General features: G+C 66.2%; 12 protein-coding genes. 9 read left to right on the top strand and 3 right to left on the bottom strand.

Annotated elements, in window-relative coordinates:
• Positions 1-45: 45 nt before the first annotated feature.
• From AC23D4_RS17750 to rocF, 6 genes are all read left to right on the top strand, one after another.
• A complete protein-coding gene (locus AC23D4_RS17750) occupies positions 46-669 on the top strand; it encodes a TRAP transporter small permease subunit (RefSeq protein WP_472886894.1) in 624 nt (207 codons plus the stop codon).
• A complete protein-coding gene (locus tag AC23D4_RS17745; RefSeq protein ID WP_472886893.1) occupies positions 666-2,681 on the top strand; it encodes a TRAP transporter large permease in 2,016 nt (671 codons plus the stop codon). The genes AC23D4_RS17750 and AC23D4_RS17745 overlap by 4 nt, the downstream gene beginning before the upstream one ends.
• 166 nt (positions 2,682-2,847) lie before the next feature.
• On the top strand, positions 2,848-3,747 hold the full coding sequence (locus AC23D4_RS17740; RefSeq protein WP_472886892.1) for a PPK2 family polyphosphate kinase: 900 nt from the start codon (positions 2,848-2,850) through the stop codon (positions 3,745-3,747).
• A 205-nt stretch (positions 3,748-3,952) separates the two neighbouring features.
• Complete coding sequence (gene icmF, locus AC23D4_RS17735) at positions 3,953-7,246, top strand: fused isobutyryl-CoA mutase/GTPase IcmF (protein ID WP_472886891.1); 3,294 nt, start codon at positions 3,953-3,955, stop codon at positions 7,244-7,246.
• A gap of 75 nt (positions 7,247-7,321) precedes the next feature.
• Positions 7,322-7,984 (top strand): c-type cytochrome, encoded by a 663-nt coding sequence (locus AC23D4_RS17730; protein ID WP_472886890.1) that lies wholly within the window; start codon positions 7,322-7,324, stop codon positions 7,982-7,984.
• A 64-nt stretch (positions 7,985-8,048) separates the two neighbouring features.
• Positions 8,049-8,966, top strand: a complete 918-nt coding sequence (rocF, locus tag AC23D4_RS17725; RefSeq protein WP_472886889.1) for an arginase — start codon at positions 8,049-8,051, stop codon at positions 8,964-8,966.
• A gap of 114 nt (positions 8,967-9,080) precedes the next feature.
• On the opposite strand, the gene AC23D4_RS17720 is transcribed toward rocF, so the two are convergent.
• A complete protein-coding gene (locus AC23D4_RS17720) occupies positions 9,081-9,380 on the bottom strand; it encodes an antibiotic biosynthesis monooxygenase family protein (protein WP_472886888.1) in 300 nt (99 codons plus the stop codon).
• The gene (locus AC23D4_RS17715) at positions 9,377-11,014 is read right to left on the bottom strand and encodes a GMC family oxidoreductase (RefSeq protein ID WP_472886887.1); all 1,638 of its coding nucleotides are present in this window, start codon (positions 11,012-11,014) and stop codon (positions 9,377-9,379) included. The genes AC23D4_RS17720 and AC23D4_RS17715 overlap by 4 nt, the downstream gene beginning before the upstream one ends.
• 235 nt (positions 11,015-11,249) lie before the next feature.
• Between AC23D4_RS17715 and AC23D4_RS17710 the strand changes: the two genes are divergently transcribed.
• The 3 genes from AC23D4_RS17710 to gorA all read left to right on the top strand — a co-directional run bounded on the left by AC23D4_RS17710 (position 11,250) and on the right by gorA (position 14,374).
• A complete protein-coding gene (locus AC23D4_RS17710; protein ID WP_472886886.1) occupies positions 11,250-12,101 on the top strand; it encodes a 3-hydroxybutyryl-CoA dehydrogenase in 852 nt (283 codons plus the stop codon).
• Between the two features lie 217 nt (positions 12,102-12,318).
• Positions 12,319-12,858: a hemerythrin domain-containing protein gene (locus AC23D4_RS17705; protein WP_472886885.1), complete on the top strand. Its 540-nt coding sequence runs from the start codon at positions 12,319-12,321 to the stop codon at positions 12,856-12,858.
• A 112-nt stretch (positions 12,859-12,970) separates the two neighbouring features.
• A complete protein-coding gene (gorA, locus tag AC23D4_RS17700; RefSeq protein WP_472886884.1) occupies positions 12,971-14,374 on the top strand; it encodes a glutathione-disulfide reductase in 1,404 nt (467 codons plus the stop codon).
• A 38-nt stretch (positions 14,375-14,412) separates the two neighbouring features.
• Here the strand turns inward: gorA and AC23D4_RS17695 are convergent, their stop codons facing one another.
• Entirely contained in the window at positions 14,413-15,696 is a 1,284-nt protein-coding gene (locus AC23D4_RS17695) for an MgtC/SapB family protein (RefSeq protein ID WP_472886883.1), read from the bottom strand.
• Between the last annotated feature and the right edge of the window lies 1 nt (position 15,697).

Genomic DNA, 15,697 nt, shown 5'->3' with positions numbered 1-15,697 from the left:
CAGGGGCGCCACCGGCGCCCCTTTCTGTTTCAGACGGGACTCACGATGCAACAATTTCTCTGGGCGGTGGATCGCGCCTCGACATGGTTCGGCAAGCTCTGCGCCTGGGCGGTGGTGGGGTTGACCCTGCTGATCAGCTGGGAGGTGTTTTCGCGTTACGTGCTCAACACGCCACACGCCTGGGTGCTGGACGCGCAGATCATGCTGTACGGCCTGCTCTTCATGACCGCTGGCGCCTACACCCTGGCCAAGAACGGCCATGTGCGCGGCGATGTGCTCTACGGATTCTTCGAGCCACGCACCCAGGCGTCCATCGACCTGGCGCTGTACATCGTGTTCTTCCTGCCCGGCATCGTGGCGCTGACCTGGGCCGGCTGGACTTTCGCCAACGACTCGCTGGCGATCCGCGAACAGACCTTCAACGCCGACCCGTTGCCGATCTATCCCTTCAAGTTCGTCGTGCCCGTGGCGGGTGCCCTGCTGCTGCTGCAGGGGCTGGTGGAGATCCTGCGCTGCCTGATCTGCCTGAAAACGGGCGCCTGGCCCACGCGGGAGGAGGACGTGGAAGAAGTCGATGTGGACAAGCTCAAGGAGATGGTCCATGTGAAAGACAGCGACATCGAAAGTCTCGACCAGTTGGTGGTCGCCCAGAAAGGCGGCCAGCCATGAAGATCCGCAAAGAGCTCTGGTTCGGCTTCGGGCTGATGGGCCTGATCCTGGCGGGCGTGCTGGCCATGGTGATCAGCGCACCGACCATGACCAACGGCCACTACGGCCTGCTCATGCTGTCACTGGTGGTCGTGGCCATCATGCTCGGCTTTCCCACCGCGTTCACGCTCATGGGCATGGGCATGCTGTTCGCGTTTTTCGCTTACCACTCAGGCGACCAGACCTCCGCGGGAGCGATCCAGCAGACGCTGGACCTGATGGTGCAGCGCGCTTTCTCGGTGATGAGCAACGACGTGCTGATCTCGATCCCGCTGTTCGTCTTCATGGGTTACCTGGTCGAGCGCGCCAACCTGATCGAAAAGCTGTTCCACAGCCTGCACCTGTCGCTGGCGCGCGTGCCCGGCTCGCTGGCCGTGGCCACGCTCGTGACCTGCGCCATCTTCGCCACCGCCACCGGCATCGTGGGTGCGGTGGTCACGCTCATGGGCCTGCTGGCCATGCCGCAGATGCTGCGCGCCGGCTACGATGTGCGGCTGACGGCCGGCTCCATCACCGCAGGCGGCTGCCTGGGTATCCTGATCCCGCCCTCGGTGCTGCTCATCGTCTACGGTGCCACCGCGGGCGTGTCGGTGGTCAAGCTCTACGCTGGTGCCTTCTTCCCCGGTCTCATGCTCGCGGGCCTGTACATCCTGTACGTGATCATCATCGCCAAGGTCAAGCCGGCCTGGGCGCCACCCTTGAGCGCAGAGCAGCGCAGGGTACCGATTCCCGAGCCACTCATGCGCATGGGTGCCACGGGCAATGCCTGGGCCCTCGGGGGACTGCTGAACGGTCTGAAGGGCGCCAACAACCACGGCGTGCCCGCTGGCTACATGCTGCGCCAGCTGGGCATCGTGATGCTGCCCGCCCTGCTGTTCGCCGCCGTGGCCGTGCTCAGCTACCAGAGCGCCACGCGGGTGGTGGCGGTGGAGACCTACGAAGAGCTGCAGCCCATGGGCGCAGGCGCAGCCCCTGAAGCATCGGGCGACGATGCGGGCGGCCTGGCCGAACCCCCCGTCGAAGAAGAGGGCCTGAGCGAGCCACCCTCCGCCGAAGGCGACCTGGCCGAGCCACCTGGCGCCGACAGCGATGCCGTGGCCCTGCCCCCAGGCGCCGAGGCAGACACCACCGAACCACCTGCCGACAACCTGGCCCTGCCTCCGGGCGCCGTCCCCGCCACACCGGCAGCGGCGGGCACCGAGCCGGCGGCCACCACCCAGCCCGCCTCGCAAGGCTACTGGATCGGTCTGGGCGTGGGCGCGCTGGCGCTCGCGGTCTTCTACGGCATCCTGAGCTACGCGCGGCTCGAAGTCTTCAAGATGCTGCTCTCCAGTTTCTTCCCGCTGCTGGTTCTCATCACGTCGGTGCTGGGTTCGATCGTGTTTGGCCTGGCCACGCCCACCGAGGCGGCAGCAGTGGGCGCGCTCGGCGGCTTCCTGCTGGCCGCGGCCTACCGGCAACTCACCTTCAACGTGGTGAAGGAAAGCGTGTTCCTCACCGCCAAGACCAGCGCCATGGTCTGCTGGCTGTTCGTCGGTTCGGCCATCTTTTCGGCGGCGTTCGCGCTGCTCGGCGGGCAGGCGCTGGTGGAACAATGGGTGCTCGGCATGAACCTGAGCAAGACCGAGTTCCTGATCCTCAGCCAGGTCATCATCTTCATCCTCGGCTGGCCGCTGGAGTGGACCGAGATCATCGTGATCTTCATGCCCATCTTCATCCCGCTGCTGGACAACTTCGGTGTCGACCCGCTGTTCTTCGGCCTGCTGGTGGCGCTGAACCTGCAGACTGCGTTCCTCAGCCCGCCGGTCGCCATGAGCGCGTTCTACCTGAAGGGTGTGGCGCCGAAGCATGTGACGCTGAACCAGATCTTCGCCGGCATGCTGCCCTTCATGGGCATCCAGGTGCTGGCCATCGTGTTGCTCTACCTGTTCCCTGCCATCGGCATGTGGTTGCCAGAAGTGCTCTACAAATAGGGCCTTCCGCGCGCAGGATCGGATGTCCCCTTTGAACATGGAGCGCTTCGGCGCTCCATGTTTTTTGGGAAACGGGTTAACATTACGTTTACGTAAACGTCAATCCAAACGGGTTGACGTCGGGTCGTCACTGATGCACCCTGCCAGCCCAACTCCCGGAGACAACATGCCCAATCCGAGCGACGTTTCACTGCCCTTCCCGGCCACGGCTGTCCGAGCCGCCAGGGGCAGCCTCTGGCAAGCCTGGCAGATCGAGCCGGCCAGCAATGGCAAAAACGGGAAGAACGGCAAGGGCCCCTCTCTGGCCTCGTTCAACCCGGGCGCCAAACCCTTTTCCGTCGGCAACAAAAACGCCGACCAGGCCGTGCTGCTGTCTCTGGCCCAGGAAATCGACCGGTTGCAAAACCTCTTTTACGCCGACGGCCGCCACAAGCTGCTGGTGGTCCTGCAGGGCACGGACACCTCGGGCAAGGACGGCACCGTGCGCGGCGTGTTCAGCCAGACCAGCCCGCTGGGCGTGCACACCGTGGGCTGGAAAGCGCCCACCGAGCCTGAGCGCGCGCACGACTACCTGTGGCGCATCCACCAGCAGGTGCCGGCCGCCGGGCACATCACGGTCTTCAACCGCAGCCACTACGAAGACGTGCTCGTGCCGGTGGTCAACGGCTGGATCACGCCCGAGCAGACGCGCCAGCGCTACGCCCACATCAACGACTTCGAGCGCCTGCTGGCCGAGACCGGCACGGTGATCCTCAAGTGCATGCTGCACATCGGGTTCGACGAGCAGCGCGAGCGCCTGCAGGAGCGTGTGGACGACCCGGACAAACACTGGAAATTCAGCCTCGGTGATCTGGACGTGCGCAAGCAATGGCCCGACTACCAGCGCGCCTACGAAGACCTGCTGGGGGCCACCAGCACGCCCTGGGCGCCCTGGACCGTGGTGCCCGCCAACTCCAAGACACACCGCAACCTGATGATCGCCACCCTGGTGCGCGACACGCTCAAGGCGCTGAACCTGCGCTTTCCGCCCGAAGACCCGGCCCTCAAGGGTCTGCGCATCGAATAACGACCCACCAGGGCCTGTTCACACTATTTTTCCAAGATGCGTTGCGGATCAAAAAGGCCATGCGCAAGGCGCGAAACGCAGCCGGGGTCGCCCCCCCGGCAAGGCTTCGCAACGCCGCGCATGGCCTTTTTGGCCGCAACCCGAAGGGAATGGGTTGGAAAAATAGTGTGAACAGGCCCTAGACCCGCCCGAGAGAGACAAGACCATGACCGACCTGTCCGCCGATTTCAAGGCCCTGGCCAGCTACCGCCCCACCAACAAGGTGCGCTTCGTCACCGCAGCCAGCCTGTTCGATGGCCACGACGCCGCCATCAACATCATGCGCCGCATCCTGCAGGGCATGGGCGCCGAGGTGATCCACCTGGGCCACAACCGCTCGGTCGACGACGTGGTCACTGCGGCCTTGCAGGAAGACGTGCAGGGCATCGCCATCAGCTCCTACCAGGGTGGCCACGTGGAGTACTTCAAGTACATGGTGGACCTGCTCAAGCAACGCGGCGGTGAGCACATCCAGGTGTTCGGCGGCGGCGGCGGCGTGATCGTGCCGGCCGAAATCCGTGAGTTGCACAACTATGGTGTGGGCCGCATCTACAGCCCGGAAGACGGCCAGCGCATGGGCCTGGCCGGCATGATCGGCGAGATGGTGATGCGTTGCGACCAGGACATCAGCGGCCATGCACCCAAGGCCATCGAGGCCATCCAGGGGCACACCGAAATGAACTGGCGTGCGCTGGCGCAGCTGATCACCGCCATAGAGAACGGCAAGTCAGACGGGAAGCTGCTGGCCGCGGTGCGCCAGGCAGCGGTCAGCCACAAGACCCCGGTGCTGGGCATCACCGGCACCGGCGGCGCCGGCAAGTCCAGCCTGACCGATGAGCTGATCCGCCGCTTCCGGCTCGACCAGGACGACGCGCTGCGCATTGCCCTGATCTCCATCGACCCCTCGCGCCGCAAGAGCGGTGGCGCCCTGCTGGGCGACCGCATCCGCATGAATGCGATCGCGCCCTGGAGCAACGGTCAGCGCGTCTACATGCGCAGCCTGGCCACGCGCGACAACAGCAGCGAGATCAGCGCCGCCCTGCCCGACGTGGTGGCGGCCTGCAAGGTGGCGGGCTTCGACCTGATCGTGGTCGAGACCTCGGGCATCGGCCAGGGCGACGCGGCCATCGTGCCGCACGTGGACATCCCGATGTACGTGATGACGCCCGAATTCGGCGCCGCCAGCCAGTTGGAGAAGATCGACATGCTCGACTTCGCCGAGTTCGTGGCGATCAACAAGTTCGACCGCAAGGGCGCGGCCGACGCGTTGCGCGACGTGGCCAAGCAGGTCCAGCGCAACCGCGAGGCCTTCACCGTGATGCCCGACCAGATGCCGGTGTTCGGCACCATGGCCGCGCGCTTCAACGACGACGGCGTGACCGCGCTCTACCAGGCGCTCAAGGTGCGCCTGACCGAACTCGGCCTGCCGCTGACGGACGGCCACCTGCCACGGGTCACCGTGCGCCACAGCACCAACCAGACCCCCATCGTGCCGCCGGCGCGCACACGCTACCTGGCCGAGATCAGCGACACGGTGCGCAGCTACAAGAAGAAGGCCCGCGCGCAGGCGAAACTGGCGCGGGAAATCCAGCAGTTGCGTGCCGCCGCCGAGATGCTGGCGGTCGACAAACCCAACCGCCCGAAAGCCTCGGAAGCCGCCATCGACCTCGCCCAGGCGCGCGAGCTGCAGCAGGATCCGGCTGCTCGCAAGTTGCTCACGCAGTGGCCCGACATGCAGAAGGCGTATGCGGGCGATGAGTACGTGGTGAAGATCCGCGACAAGGAAATCCGCACCGCGCTCACCACGAAATCGCTCTCGGGCACCACCATCCGCAAGGTGGCCCTGCCGCAGTACGAGGACCACGGCGAAATCCTCCAATGGCTGATGCTCGACAACGTGCCGGGCAGCTTCCCCTTCACCGCCGGCACTTTCGCCTTCAAGCGCGAAGGGGAAGACCCGACCCGCATGTTCGCCGGCGAAGGTGACGCGTTCCGCACCAACCGCCGCTTCAAGCTCTTGTCCGAAGGCCTGCCCGCCAAGCGCCTGTCCACCGCCTTCGACTCGGTCACGCTGTACGGCAACGACCCCGATCCGCGCCCGGACATCTACGGCAAGGTCGGCAACTCAGGCGTCTCCATCGCCACGCTGGACGACATGAAGGTGCTCTACGGCGGCTTCGACCTCTGCCACCCGGCGACCTCGGTCTCCATGACCATCAACGGCCCGGCGCCGAGCATCCTGGCGATGTTCATGAACACCGCCATCGACCAGAGCCTGCACAAGTTCCGCACCGACAACGGCCGCGATCCGACCGACGACGAGACCCAGAAGATCCGCGCCTGGACGCTGGCCAACGTGCGCGGCACGGTGCAGGCCGACATCCTGAAAGAAGACCAGGGGCAGAACACCTGCATCTTCTCGACCGAGTTCTCATTGAAGGTGATGGGCGACATCGCCGAGTACTTCGTGCACCACGACGTGCGCAACTTCTACTCGGTGTCGATCTCGGGTTACCACATCGCCGAAGCCGGTGCCAACCCGCTCAGCCAGCTCGCGTTCACGCTCAGCAACGGTTTCACGTTCGTCGAAGCCTACCTGGCGCGTGGCATGCACATCGACGACTTCGCGCCCAACCTGAGCTTCTTCTTCAGCAATGGCATGGACCCGGAGTACACGGTGCTCGGCCGCGTGGCGCGCCGCATCTGGGCGGTGGCGATGAAAGAGCGCTACGGCGCCAACGAGCGCAGCCAGAAACTGAAGTACCACGTGCAGACCAGCGGGCGCAGCCTGCACGCGCAGGAAATCCAGTTCAACGACATCCGCACCACGCTGCAGGCGCTGATCGCCATCTACGACAACTGCAACAGCCTGCACACCAACGCGTTCGACGAAGCCATCACCACACCGACCGAAGAATCGGTGCGCCGGGCGATGGCGATCCAGCTCATCATCAACCGCGAGTGGGGTCTGGCCAAGAACGAAAACCCCAACCAGGGCGCCTTCATCATCGAAGAGCTGACCGAGCTGGTCGAAGAAGCCGTGCTGAGCGAGTTCGAGAAGATCGCCGAACGGGGTGGCGTGCTGGGTGCGATGGAGACCGGCTACCAGCGCAGCAAGATCCAGGAAGAGAGCATGCACTACGAGATGCTCAAGCACACCGGCGAGTACCCCATCATCGGCGTCAACACCTTCCGCAACCCGCACGGTGACCAGACGCCCGAGACCATCGAACTGGCGCGCTCGACCGACGAGGAAAAACAGTCGCAGCTGCAGCGCCTGCTCGACTTCCACGACCGTCACGCGGCCGAAGCACCGGTCCAGCTGGCACGCCTGAAGCAGGCCGTGATCGAGAACAAGAATGTGTTCGAGGTGCTGATGGGCGCGGTGCGCGTGTGCTCACTGGGCCAGATCACCCACGCCCTGTTCGAGGTCGGTGGCCAGTACCGGCGCAACATGTGAACCTGCGCCGCTTTCCGCGGCTTGCTTGACCGGGGTCAAGTGCCCCATCATGGGGTGGATAGCATCATCCAAGAGATGAACACCACTCCATTCCTTCATGCCGCCTTGGGCATGGTTTTCGCCTTGGTCTGTGGCGCGGCGGCGGCCCAGACCGGTGCGGGCACCCCGCCCACCGGCACCCCCGAAGAGCGCCTGAAAGTGATCCTGCAGGACCCACAGCAGCTGGAAGCCTATGCCCGCATGGGACAGAAAGTCTCCCTGTTCTGTGCCAACTGCCACGGTGACGGTGGCAACAGCGTCAGCAGCGAGGTGCCCAACCTGGCCGGCCAGAACCCGACCTACCTGCTGACCCAGGTGCGCCAGTTCGCCGATGGCAGCCGCCGTTTCGAATTCATGGAGCGGCTGATCAAGGCCATGCCGGTGGACGAACGGCTGGGCGTGGCGGTGTACTACGCGCGCCAGCCCGTCAAACCCCAGCCGGTGAAAGATGCGGCGCTGGTGGCCAAGGGCAAGCAGTACTACGACAAGATCTGCTGGCGCTGCCACGGTGAACAGGGCCACGGCAGCGAGTCCTTCGCCCGCGTGGCCGGACAGCAGACGGTCTACCTCACCCAGACCCTGCAAAACTACCGCGGCAGCATCGGCACTCGCGTCAACCCGCTCATGACCGCCAACACCGTGCACATGAGCGACGCCGACCTGCGCGCGGTCGTGGCCTACGTGTCCTCGATGCGCTGACGCACGCAGAGGCACAGCGCCCCTGCGCACGCTGGGGCCGGCGTGTTGGCGGCACAATCGCGCCATGCACCACCACATCAGCCTCATCGGTGTACCCACCGACATCGGCGCGGGCGCCCGCGGCGCCTCCATGGGACCGGAAGCTCTGCGCGTGGCGGGTCTTGCGGCCATGCTCGAAAACCATGGCCTGCGGGTCACGGACCGCGGCAACCTTGCCGGTCCGGCCAACCCCTGGCTGCCCCCGGTCGACGGCTACCGGCACTTGGCGGCCGTGGTGGCCTGGAACCAGACCCTGCACGAGGCGGTGCACGCCGAACTCACCCGGGGCCACCTGCCCATCGTGCTCGGTGGCGACCACTGCCTGGGCATCGGCTCCATCAGCGCGGTGGCGCGCCACTGCCGTGAAAGCGGAAAGAAGCTGCGCGTGCTCTGGCTCGACGCCCACGCCGATTTCAACACCGCCGAACTCACACCCAGCGGCAACATCCACGGCATGCCGGTGGCGGTGCTGTGCGGCCACGGTCCCGCCGAACTCACCGGCATCGGCGGACAGACACCGGCCATCGCCGCCGACGTGGTGCGCCAGATCGGCATCCGCAGCGTGGACGCCGGTGAGAAGCGCTTCGTGCACGAAGCCGGGCTGGAGGTGTTCGACATGCGCTACATCGACGAGATGGGCATGCGCCACACCCTGGAGCAGGCGCTCATGGGCATGGATCACAACACGCACCTGCACGTGAGCTTCGACGTCGATTTTCTCGACCCCGAGATCGCGCCGGGCGTGGGTACCACCGTGCCCGGCGGCCCGACCTACCGCGAGGCCCAGCTCTGCATGGAAATGATCGCCGACACCGGGCGCCTGGCCTCGATGGACGTGATGGAACTCAACCCCGCCCTCGACGTGCGCAACCGCACCGCCGAACTGGCCGTGGACCTGATCGAGAGCCTGTTCGGCAAGTCCACGCTGATGCGCAAGAAGTAGGCTCCCCCCGCGCCGCCCGCGGCGTCACCCCCCAGGGGGCGATGCGAGTGGCCCGGCAAAGCCGGTTCCACCGCATCCTGGCGTTCAGTCACGCGCCACCGGACGCGTTGTCGGTCAACTCTTTCCGACAAGCTCCAGGTGTTCGACCACCGGCGGCAGCAGGAAGAACGGGCCGACGATGGTGCGCCATTCAGCGAACGCAGGCGACTGGCGAAAACCCACAGTGTGGTCTTCCAGCGTGTCCCAGTAGATCGTCAGGATGTAGCGGCCCGGGCTTTCAATGCTGCGGTTGACCTTGAAGCCGTTGAAGCCTCTGGCCTGGGCGATGACGGTGCTGGCGCCGCGCAGGATGGCTTCTTCAAATTCGGCAGTGCGGGCGGGGTCGATGCGGATGTCGGCGTGTTCAAGAATCATGGTGTGGCGCTTTCGGCAGAGTGGTCCTCCCGGATCATATCGACGGCCTTCTCGGCCATCATGATCACCGGGGCATTGGTGTTGCCGCCCACCACGCTCGGCATGACCGACGCGTCCACCACGCGCAACCCCGCCACGCCGTGCACCCGCAGGCGGGCGTCCACCACCGCCATCGCGTCCGGCCCCATGCGGCAGGTGCCGACCGGGTGGTAGATCGTGTCGGCATGGAACCGCACGAACTGCTCGATCTGCGCATCGCTCCGGGCATGCGCCGAGGCTTTGGACTCCGCCCCCCCATGGCGCGCCAGCGCCGGCTGCTGCATCAGCTCGCGCATCACCTTGAAACCCCGCACCAGCCGGGCCGCGTCGTCCGGGTCCTGCAGGAAGGCCGGATCGATCAGCGGCATCACCTGCGGATCGGCGCTGGCCAGACGCAGCGTGCCCCGGCTCTTCGGGCGCAGCAGGCACACGTGGCACGAATAGCCGTGACCCAGCACCGTCTTGCGGCCATGGTCCACCAGCTTGCCCACCACGAAATGCAGTTGCAGATCGGGAATCGACTCCTCCGGCGCGCTCTTGATGAAGCCACCCGCCTCGGCAAAGTTGGTGGTCAGCAAGCCGCTGCGGCTGCGCCGCCATTCGAACAGGCCCCGGACCATCTTCGCCACACCGGCCAGGGACAGGCCGAACAGATCGGTCAGTTTTGGCGCGTTCACCACCATCACCACGTCCGGGTGGTCGTGCAGGTTCTCGCCCACGCCGGGCAGGTTGTGCACCACGCCGATGCCGTGTTCAGCCAGCTGCGCCGCCGGGCCGATGCCGGAGAGCATCAGCAGCTGAGGTGACCCGAACGCGCCCGCGCTCAGCAGCACCTCGCCGCCCGGATTGAGCGTGAGCGTCTGCAGCGGGCCACGCCCGCCGTCGGGGCGGTATTCCACGCCCTGCGCGCGCGCCTGGCCACCCACGGTTTCGGTGAGCACCCGCGTGGTCAGCGCATGCGTGATCACCTTCAGGTTGGAGCGTCCCAGGTGGGGCGTGAGGTAGGCCTTGGCGGCACTGAAACGCTCGCCATTCTTGTGCGTGACCTGGTAGCTGCCGATGCCCTCCTGTTCGGGGCCATTGAAATCGGTGTTGAGCGGGTAACCCGCCTGCTGGCCGGCTTCGATGAACGATGGCAGAAAGGGATTCGGCGACCGCAGGTCCATCACGTTCAGCGGTCCACCCTGGCCGTGCAGGGCGTCGGCCCCGCGCTGATTGTGCTCAGCGCGCTTGAAATAGGGCAACACATCGGCAAACGACCACCCCGGGTTGCCCTGGGCCGCCCAGCCGTCGTAGTCCTGCGGGTGGCCCCGGGTGTAGATCATGGCGTTGATCGAGCTGGAACCCCCGAGCACCTTGCCGCGAGGCTGGTAACCGCGCCGGCCGTTCAGACCGGGTTGCGGCACCGTGGCATAGCCCCAGCCGTTGAGTTCGTATTTCGCCATCACGGCCAGGCCCGCCGGGCAATGGATCAGCACGCTGCGGTCGGGTGGGCCAGCTTCCAGCAAGGCCACGCGCACGGCCGGGTCTTCGCTCAGGCGCCCGGCGAGCACGCAGCCCGCCGAACCACCGCCGACGACGATGTAGTCGAACATAAGGTCTCCGTTGTCTGGCACGGGGATCGCTTGTGAAGCCCCTGCCGGTCACGTTGGTGTGGAGGTCATCGCCACGCAACGGGGTGCGCGACAATCCGCAGGCAAGTTAGCACAGCGCTGGCAGCACCGCTAGGCGTGCCAGCCTAGTCCCGACGCCTGCGCGACGCGGCCGAGGTCGGGGCCGGTGCACGTCCCCGACAATGGTTCTTTGTCTTTTTTCAGGAGCATTTCCCCTATGAGCAGCATTCAAACCGTGGGCATCATCGGCTCGGGCACCATGGGCAACGGGATCGCCCAGGCCTGCGCCACCAGCGGCATCCGCGTGGTGATGGTCGACATCGCGCAGACCGCGATCGACAAGGGCCTGGCCACCATCGCGGGCAGCCTCGACCGCCTGATCAAGAAGGAAAAGATCAGCGCCGACGACAAAGCCAAGGCGCTCGGCCTGATCCAGGGCAGCACGAACTACGACGACCTCAAGGGCGCGCAACTCGTCATCGAAGCCGCCACCGAAAACGAAGGCCTCAAGGTCAAGATCCTGCAGCAGCTCGACGGCCTGCTGGCACCCGAGGTGATCGTGGCCACCAACACCAGCTCCATCAGCATCACCAAGCTGGCCGCCGCCACGCAGCGCCCCGACCGCTTCATCGGCATGCATTTCTTCAACCCCGTGCCCATGATGGCGCTGGTGGAGATCATCCGCGGCCTGCAGACCAGCGACGCCACGCACGACGCCGTGAAAGCCATGGCCGAAGCCCTGGGCAAGACGCCGATCACGGTGAAAAACGCGCCCGGCTTCGTGGTCAACCGCATCCTGGTGCCCATGATCAACGAGGCTTTCTTCGTACTCGCCGAAGGTCTGGCGACGCCGGAAGACATCGACGCCGGCATGAAGCTGGGCACCAACCAGCCCATCGGCCCGCTGGCGCTGGCCGACATGATCGGCCTGGATGTGTGCCTGGCGGTGATGAACGTCTACATGGCCGAATACAACGACAGCAAGTACCGCCCGGCGCCGCTGCTGAAAGAAATGGTCGCTGCCGGCTGGCTGGGCCGGAAAACGGGCAGGGGCGTGTACACGTATTGACCCCGCGCCGCTTCGCGTCACCCCCAGGGGGGCGATGCTGGCGGCCCGGCAAGCCGGTTCCGCGACATCCTTGGATCGGGCACGCGCGCCGGATGCAATCTGGGCTGTGTGATGTCCATCGGAAGCCCGCTTCAGCGGGCTTCTTGTTTGAGCAAGATCAACTTGCCGCAGCGCAGCATTTTCATAATGAACCCAACCCAGTGAACAGGAGTTCCTCATGTGTGCCGCGCCCGTCTCCATCGCCGTTTTCGAGTTCCTCGACAACACCCATCAGGAAATCCAGAGCCAGATCAAGCTGCTGCATGCGCTGGTGGACGCCATCGAAAACGAAGGCCTGAACCAGGCCAACCGGGCCCGGGCACGCCGCGTGCTCGACTATTTCAATGGCGAAGCGCGCCAGCACCACCTGGACGAAGAAAAACACATCTTCCCGGCCTTGCTGGTCAGCCAGGACGCCGAGATCGTGCAGGCCACCGAACACCTGATCCAGGACCACGGCTGGCTGGAAGAAAACTGGATCCAGATCGCCCCCTCGCTGGAGGCCGCCACCGGCGGCAACCTCTGGTTCGACACAGCGGAACTGCGCCACGCGCTGGATGTTTTTGAAGCGCTCTACCTGGACCACATCCTGCTTGAGGAGTCCATCGCCTACCCGGAAGCGAAAAAGCGGCTTGCCGCCCTCGACACCGCCGGCATGGGTCGCGAAATGGCCAAGCGCCGCGCCCTCAAGCACAATGAGGTCCGTTCGCGGACCTGAGCCGCACCCATGACGTGGCAGAACGTCCCCGAAACTGCACGCCGGACGGGCTGCGCGTAAACTGCCCCGCTCCACAGCATGGGCCACGACCCCGTTGGCCGAACGGACGAGCATGAGCACTTACGACTTCGATCTATTCGTCATTGGCGGCGGCAGCGGTGGCGTGCGCGCCGCCCGCATGGCCGCCCAGCGCGGGGCGCGCGTGGCGCTGGCCGAAACCCTGGGGCAAGACGGCCTGGGCGGCACCTGCGTCAACGTGGGCTGCATCCCCAAGAAGCTCTACAGCTACGCCGCGCACTACGCCGACGCAGCCCACGAAGCGCAAGGCTACGGGTGGGAGGGCGACATGCCCATCCTCAACTGGGGCACGCTCAAAGCCAACCGCGCCACCGAAATCAGCCGCCTGAACGGGGTCTATGGCAACCTGCTGCGCGGTTCTGGCGTGACCGTGTTCGACGGTTTCGCCCGTCTGCAAGGCGACCACAGCGTGGGCCTGGCCACGCTCAACGCCGACGGCAGCCCCGGCCACCAGAATTTCACCGCCAAAAACGTTCTCATCGCCACCGGCGGTACGCCGCATGTGCCGCACTTCGCGGGTCGCGAACACGTCATCACGTCCAACGAGATCTTCGATCTGGAGCCGTTTCCGAAACGCCTGCTGGTGGTGGGGGGCGGCTACATCGCCTGTGAATTCGCCTCCATCTTCAATGGCCTGGGGTCGAGGGTCACGCAGTTGTACCGGGGTGAACAGGTGCTGCGCGGTTTTGACGACGAGGTGCGCCACTTCGTCGCCGCCGAGATGATCAAGTCCGGGGTGGACCTGCGGCTGAACGCCGACGTGGTGGACATCCGGAAAACCGACGAAGGCCTGCGTGTGGAGCTGGAAGGTGGCAGCGTCGTGCTGGCCGACGCCGTGCTCTATGCCACCGGGCGCAAGCCCAATGTGCAGGGTCTGGGCCTGGACACCGTGGGCGTGGTCCAGGGCGCGCAGGGAGAGGTGATCGTGAGCGAAACCTACCAGACCAACGTGCCCGGCATTTACGCCGTGGGCGACGTCACCAACCGCGTGCAGCTCACGCCGGTGGCGCTGGGCGAGGCCATGGTGGTGGTCGATCAGCTCTTCGGCGCTGCAGCGGGCAAGCCAACGCGCGAGATGAGTTACGAGTTCATCCCCACCGCCGTCTTCACCCACCCCAACATCGGCACCGTGGGCTACAGCGAAGCGCAGGCGCGCGAGAAGTACGGCCAGATCGCTGTCTTCCGCAGCGAGTTCAAGGCGCTCAAGCACACGCTTTCGGGCAGCAGCGAACGCACACTCATGAAGCTCATCGTTGACACCGCGAGCGACCGCGTGGTGGGCCTGCACATGGTCGGCGCCGAAGCCGGCGAGATCGTGCAGGGCTTTGCCGTGGCCATGAAGGCCGGCGCCACCAAGGCCATTTTTGACAGCACCATCGGCATCCACCCCACGGCGGCGGAGGAGTTCGTGACGATGCGCGAGCCGACCCGGAACTGAGAACCTGAATGCGATCGTTCCGAGGTCGCCTGTCCGTTCTAGACGCGTGCCATCCAGTAGATGCCCGCGACGCTGAGCGCCATGTGCAGCCACAGGCCCGGCGCCAGCCAGGCCAGGTAGCGCCACCCCCCCACGAGCCCGGCGGTTGCACTCTTGCTGCCGGCGTGCACCAGAATAGCCAGCATCACCGCCCAGGTCGCGGCCCCACCTGCCGCGGGTGTGCCCGACGCAAAGACCGCCGCCAGCGAGGCGTGCAGGTCGGCCAGCGCCGCCAGGGCCGAGCCCAGCAGCAGACCCGATGACCCCAGCCACAGCGTCAGCGCGTACACCATCACCTGAACGGCACTGAGCAAAGCGGCCACGCCCGCGGCACCCCAGAGGCTGAACATCCGGTCTTCGTCCGGCACCGTCGTGGTCACGGCGGCTTCCTCCGGCGCTCCGCGCACCATCCACCAGCCCCAGGCCAGGGCCAGCAAACCGGCGGCCAGCGCCGGGAGCCACAGGACCGGCAGCCAGGCCGGTTGCACGGCCGCGGCCACCAGCAGCACCTGCAGCTGGGTGGACACGCAGGACAACAGGCCACCGCCCGCCATCAAGCGCGCTTCCGAACGGCCCTCGCGCACGGCCAGCCCCAGCGTGGCGATGGTGGCGGTGCTCGACACAAAGCCCGAGGCCAGCGCCGAGAACGCCACCGCGTGGCGCGCCTGCAGCAGGCGGCGGCACAGGTGCGCCAGCGACTGCACCGCCAGCAGCAGGGCCAGCAACTGCACGATCACGTAGGGGTTGAGCACCGGGCCCCAGAGCGGCCGGTTCGGCACCAGCGGCAACGCCATCAGCACCAGTGCCGCCAGCACGATGCCGTCGCGCACCTCGCCCTCGGTCAGCCACTGGCGGGCAAAACGGTGCAGCCGTTCCCGCCCGGCCAGCACGCCGGTCAGCCCCACGGCGAGCGCGGCGGCCAGCGGCAAGCTCTGCGCGCAGAGCACGCCGATCAGGTAGGTCAGCAACAGGGCGATTTCGGTGGTGGCACCCGGATCTTCGGAGCGGTCGCGCCAGTAGGCGACCAGGGCCAGCGCCGCCACCAGGACCGCGCCGGTCACCACCAGTCCCGTCAGCTGCGTGAGCGCTGCGGCGGCGCCCACCACGCTGGTCAGCGCAAAGGTGCGCAAACCGGCGAACGCCCGCCCCGGACCGGCACCTTTGCGCCGCTCGCGTTCGATGCCCACCAGCAAGCCGCAGCCCAGTGCGGCCGCCAGCACCGCCGCGGCCCCGGCCATGTCGACCGACGGGTTCAGCAGCACCGGGGCAGCGGCATCCAGCATG

The sequence above is a fragment of the Hydrogenophaga sp. L76 genome (assembly GCF_057654755.1).
Note: the sequence above shows the minus strand (reverse complement) of the source record. Positions and strands in the feature narration are given on the sequence as shown.

What these genes read in the sequence shown, in the direction of transcription:
- AC23D4_RS17705 (WP_472886885.1), top strand. Translation starts at nt 12,319, where the DNA reads ATGTGTGCCGCGCCCGTCTCCATCGCCGTTTTCGAGTTCCTCGACAAC.
- AC23D4_RS17710 (WP_472886886.1), top strand. Translation starts at nt 11,250, where the DNA reads ATGAGCAGCATTCAAACCGTGGGCATCATCGGCTCGGGCACCATGGGC.
- AC23D4_RS17750 (WP_472886894.1), top strand. Translation starts at nt 46, where the DNA reads ATGCAACAATTTCTCTGGGCGGTGGATCGCGCCTCGACATGGTTCGGC.
- gorA (WP_472886884.1), top strand. Translation starts at nt 12,971, where the DNA reads ATGAGCACTTACGACTTCGATCTATTCGTCATTGGCGGCGGCAGCGGT.
- AC23D4_RS17740 (WP_472886892.1), top strand. Translation starts at nt 2,848, where the DNA reads ATGCCCAATCCGAGCGACGTTTCACTGCCCTTCCCGGCCACGGCTGTC.
- AC23D4_RS17745 (WP_472886893.1), top strand. Translation starts at nt 666, where the DNA reads ATGAAGATCCGCAAAGAGCTCTGGTTCGGCTTCGGGCTGATGGGCCTG.
- AC23D4_RS17695 (WP_472886883.1), bottom strand. Translation starts at nt 15,696, where the DNA reads ATGCTGGATGCCGCTGCCCCGGTGCTGCTGAACCCGTCGGTCGACATG.
- rocF (WP_472886889.1), top strand. Translation starts at nt 8,049, where the DNA reads ATGCACCACCACATCAGCCTCATCGGTGTACCCACCGACATCGGCGCG.
- AC23D4_RS17720 (WP_472886888.1), bottom strand. Translation starts at nt 9,380, where the DNA reads ATGATTCTTGAACACGCCGACATCCGCATCGACCCCGCCCGCACTGCC.
- AC23D4_RS17715 (WP_472886887.1), bottom strand. Translation starts at nt 11,014, where the DNA reads ATGTTCGACTACATCGTCGTCGGCGGTGGTTCGGCGGGCTGCGTGCTC.
- icmF (WP_472886891.1), top strand. Translation starts at nt 3,953, where the DNA reads ATGACCGACCTGTCCGCCGATTTCAAGGCCCTGGCCAGCTACCGCCCC.
- AC23D4_RS17730 (WP_472886890.1), top strand. Translation starts at nt 7,322, where the DNA reads ATGAACACCACTCCATTCCTTCATGCCGCCTTGGGCATGGTTTTCGCC.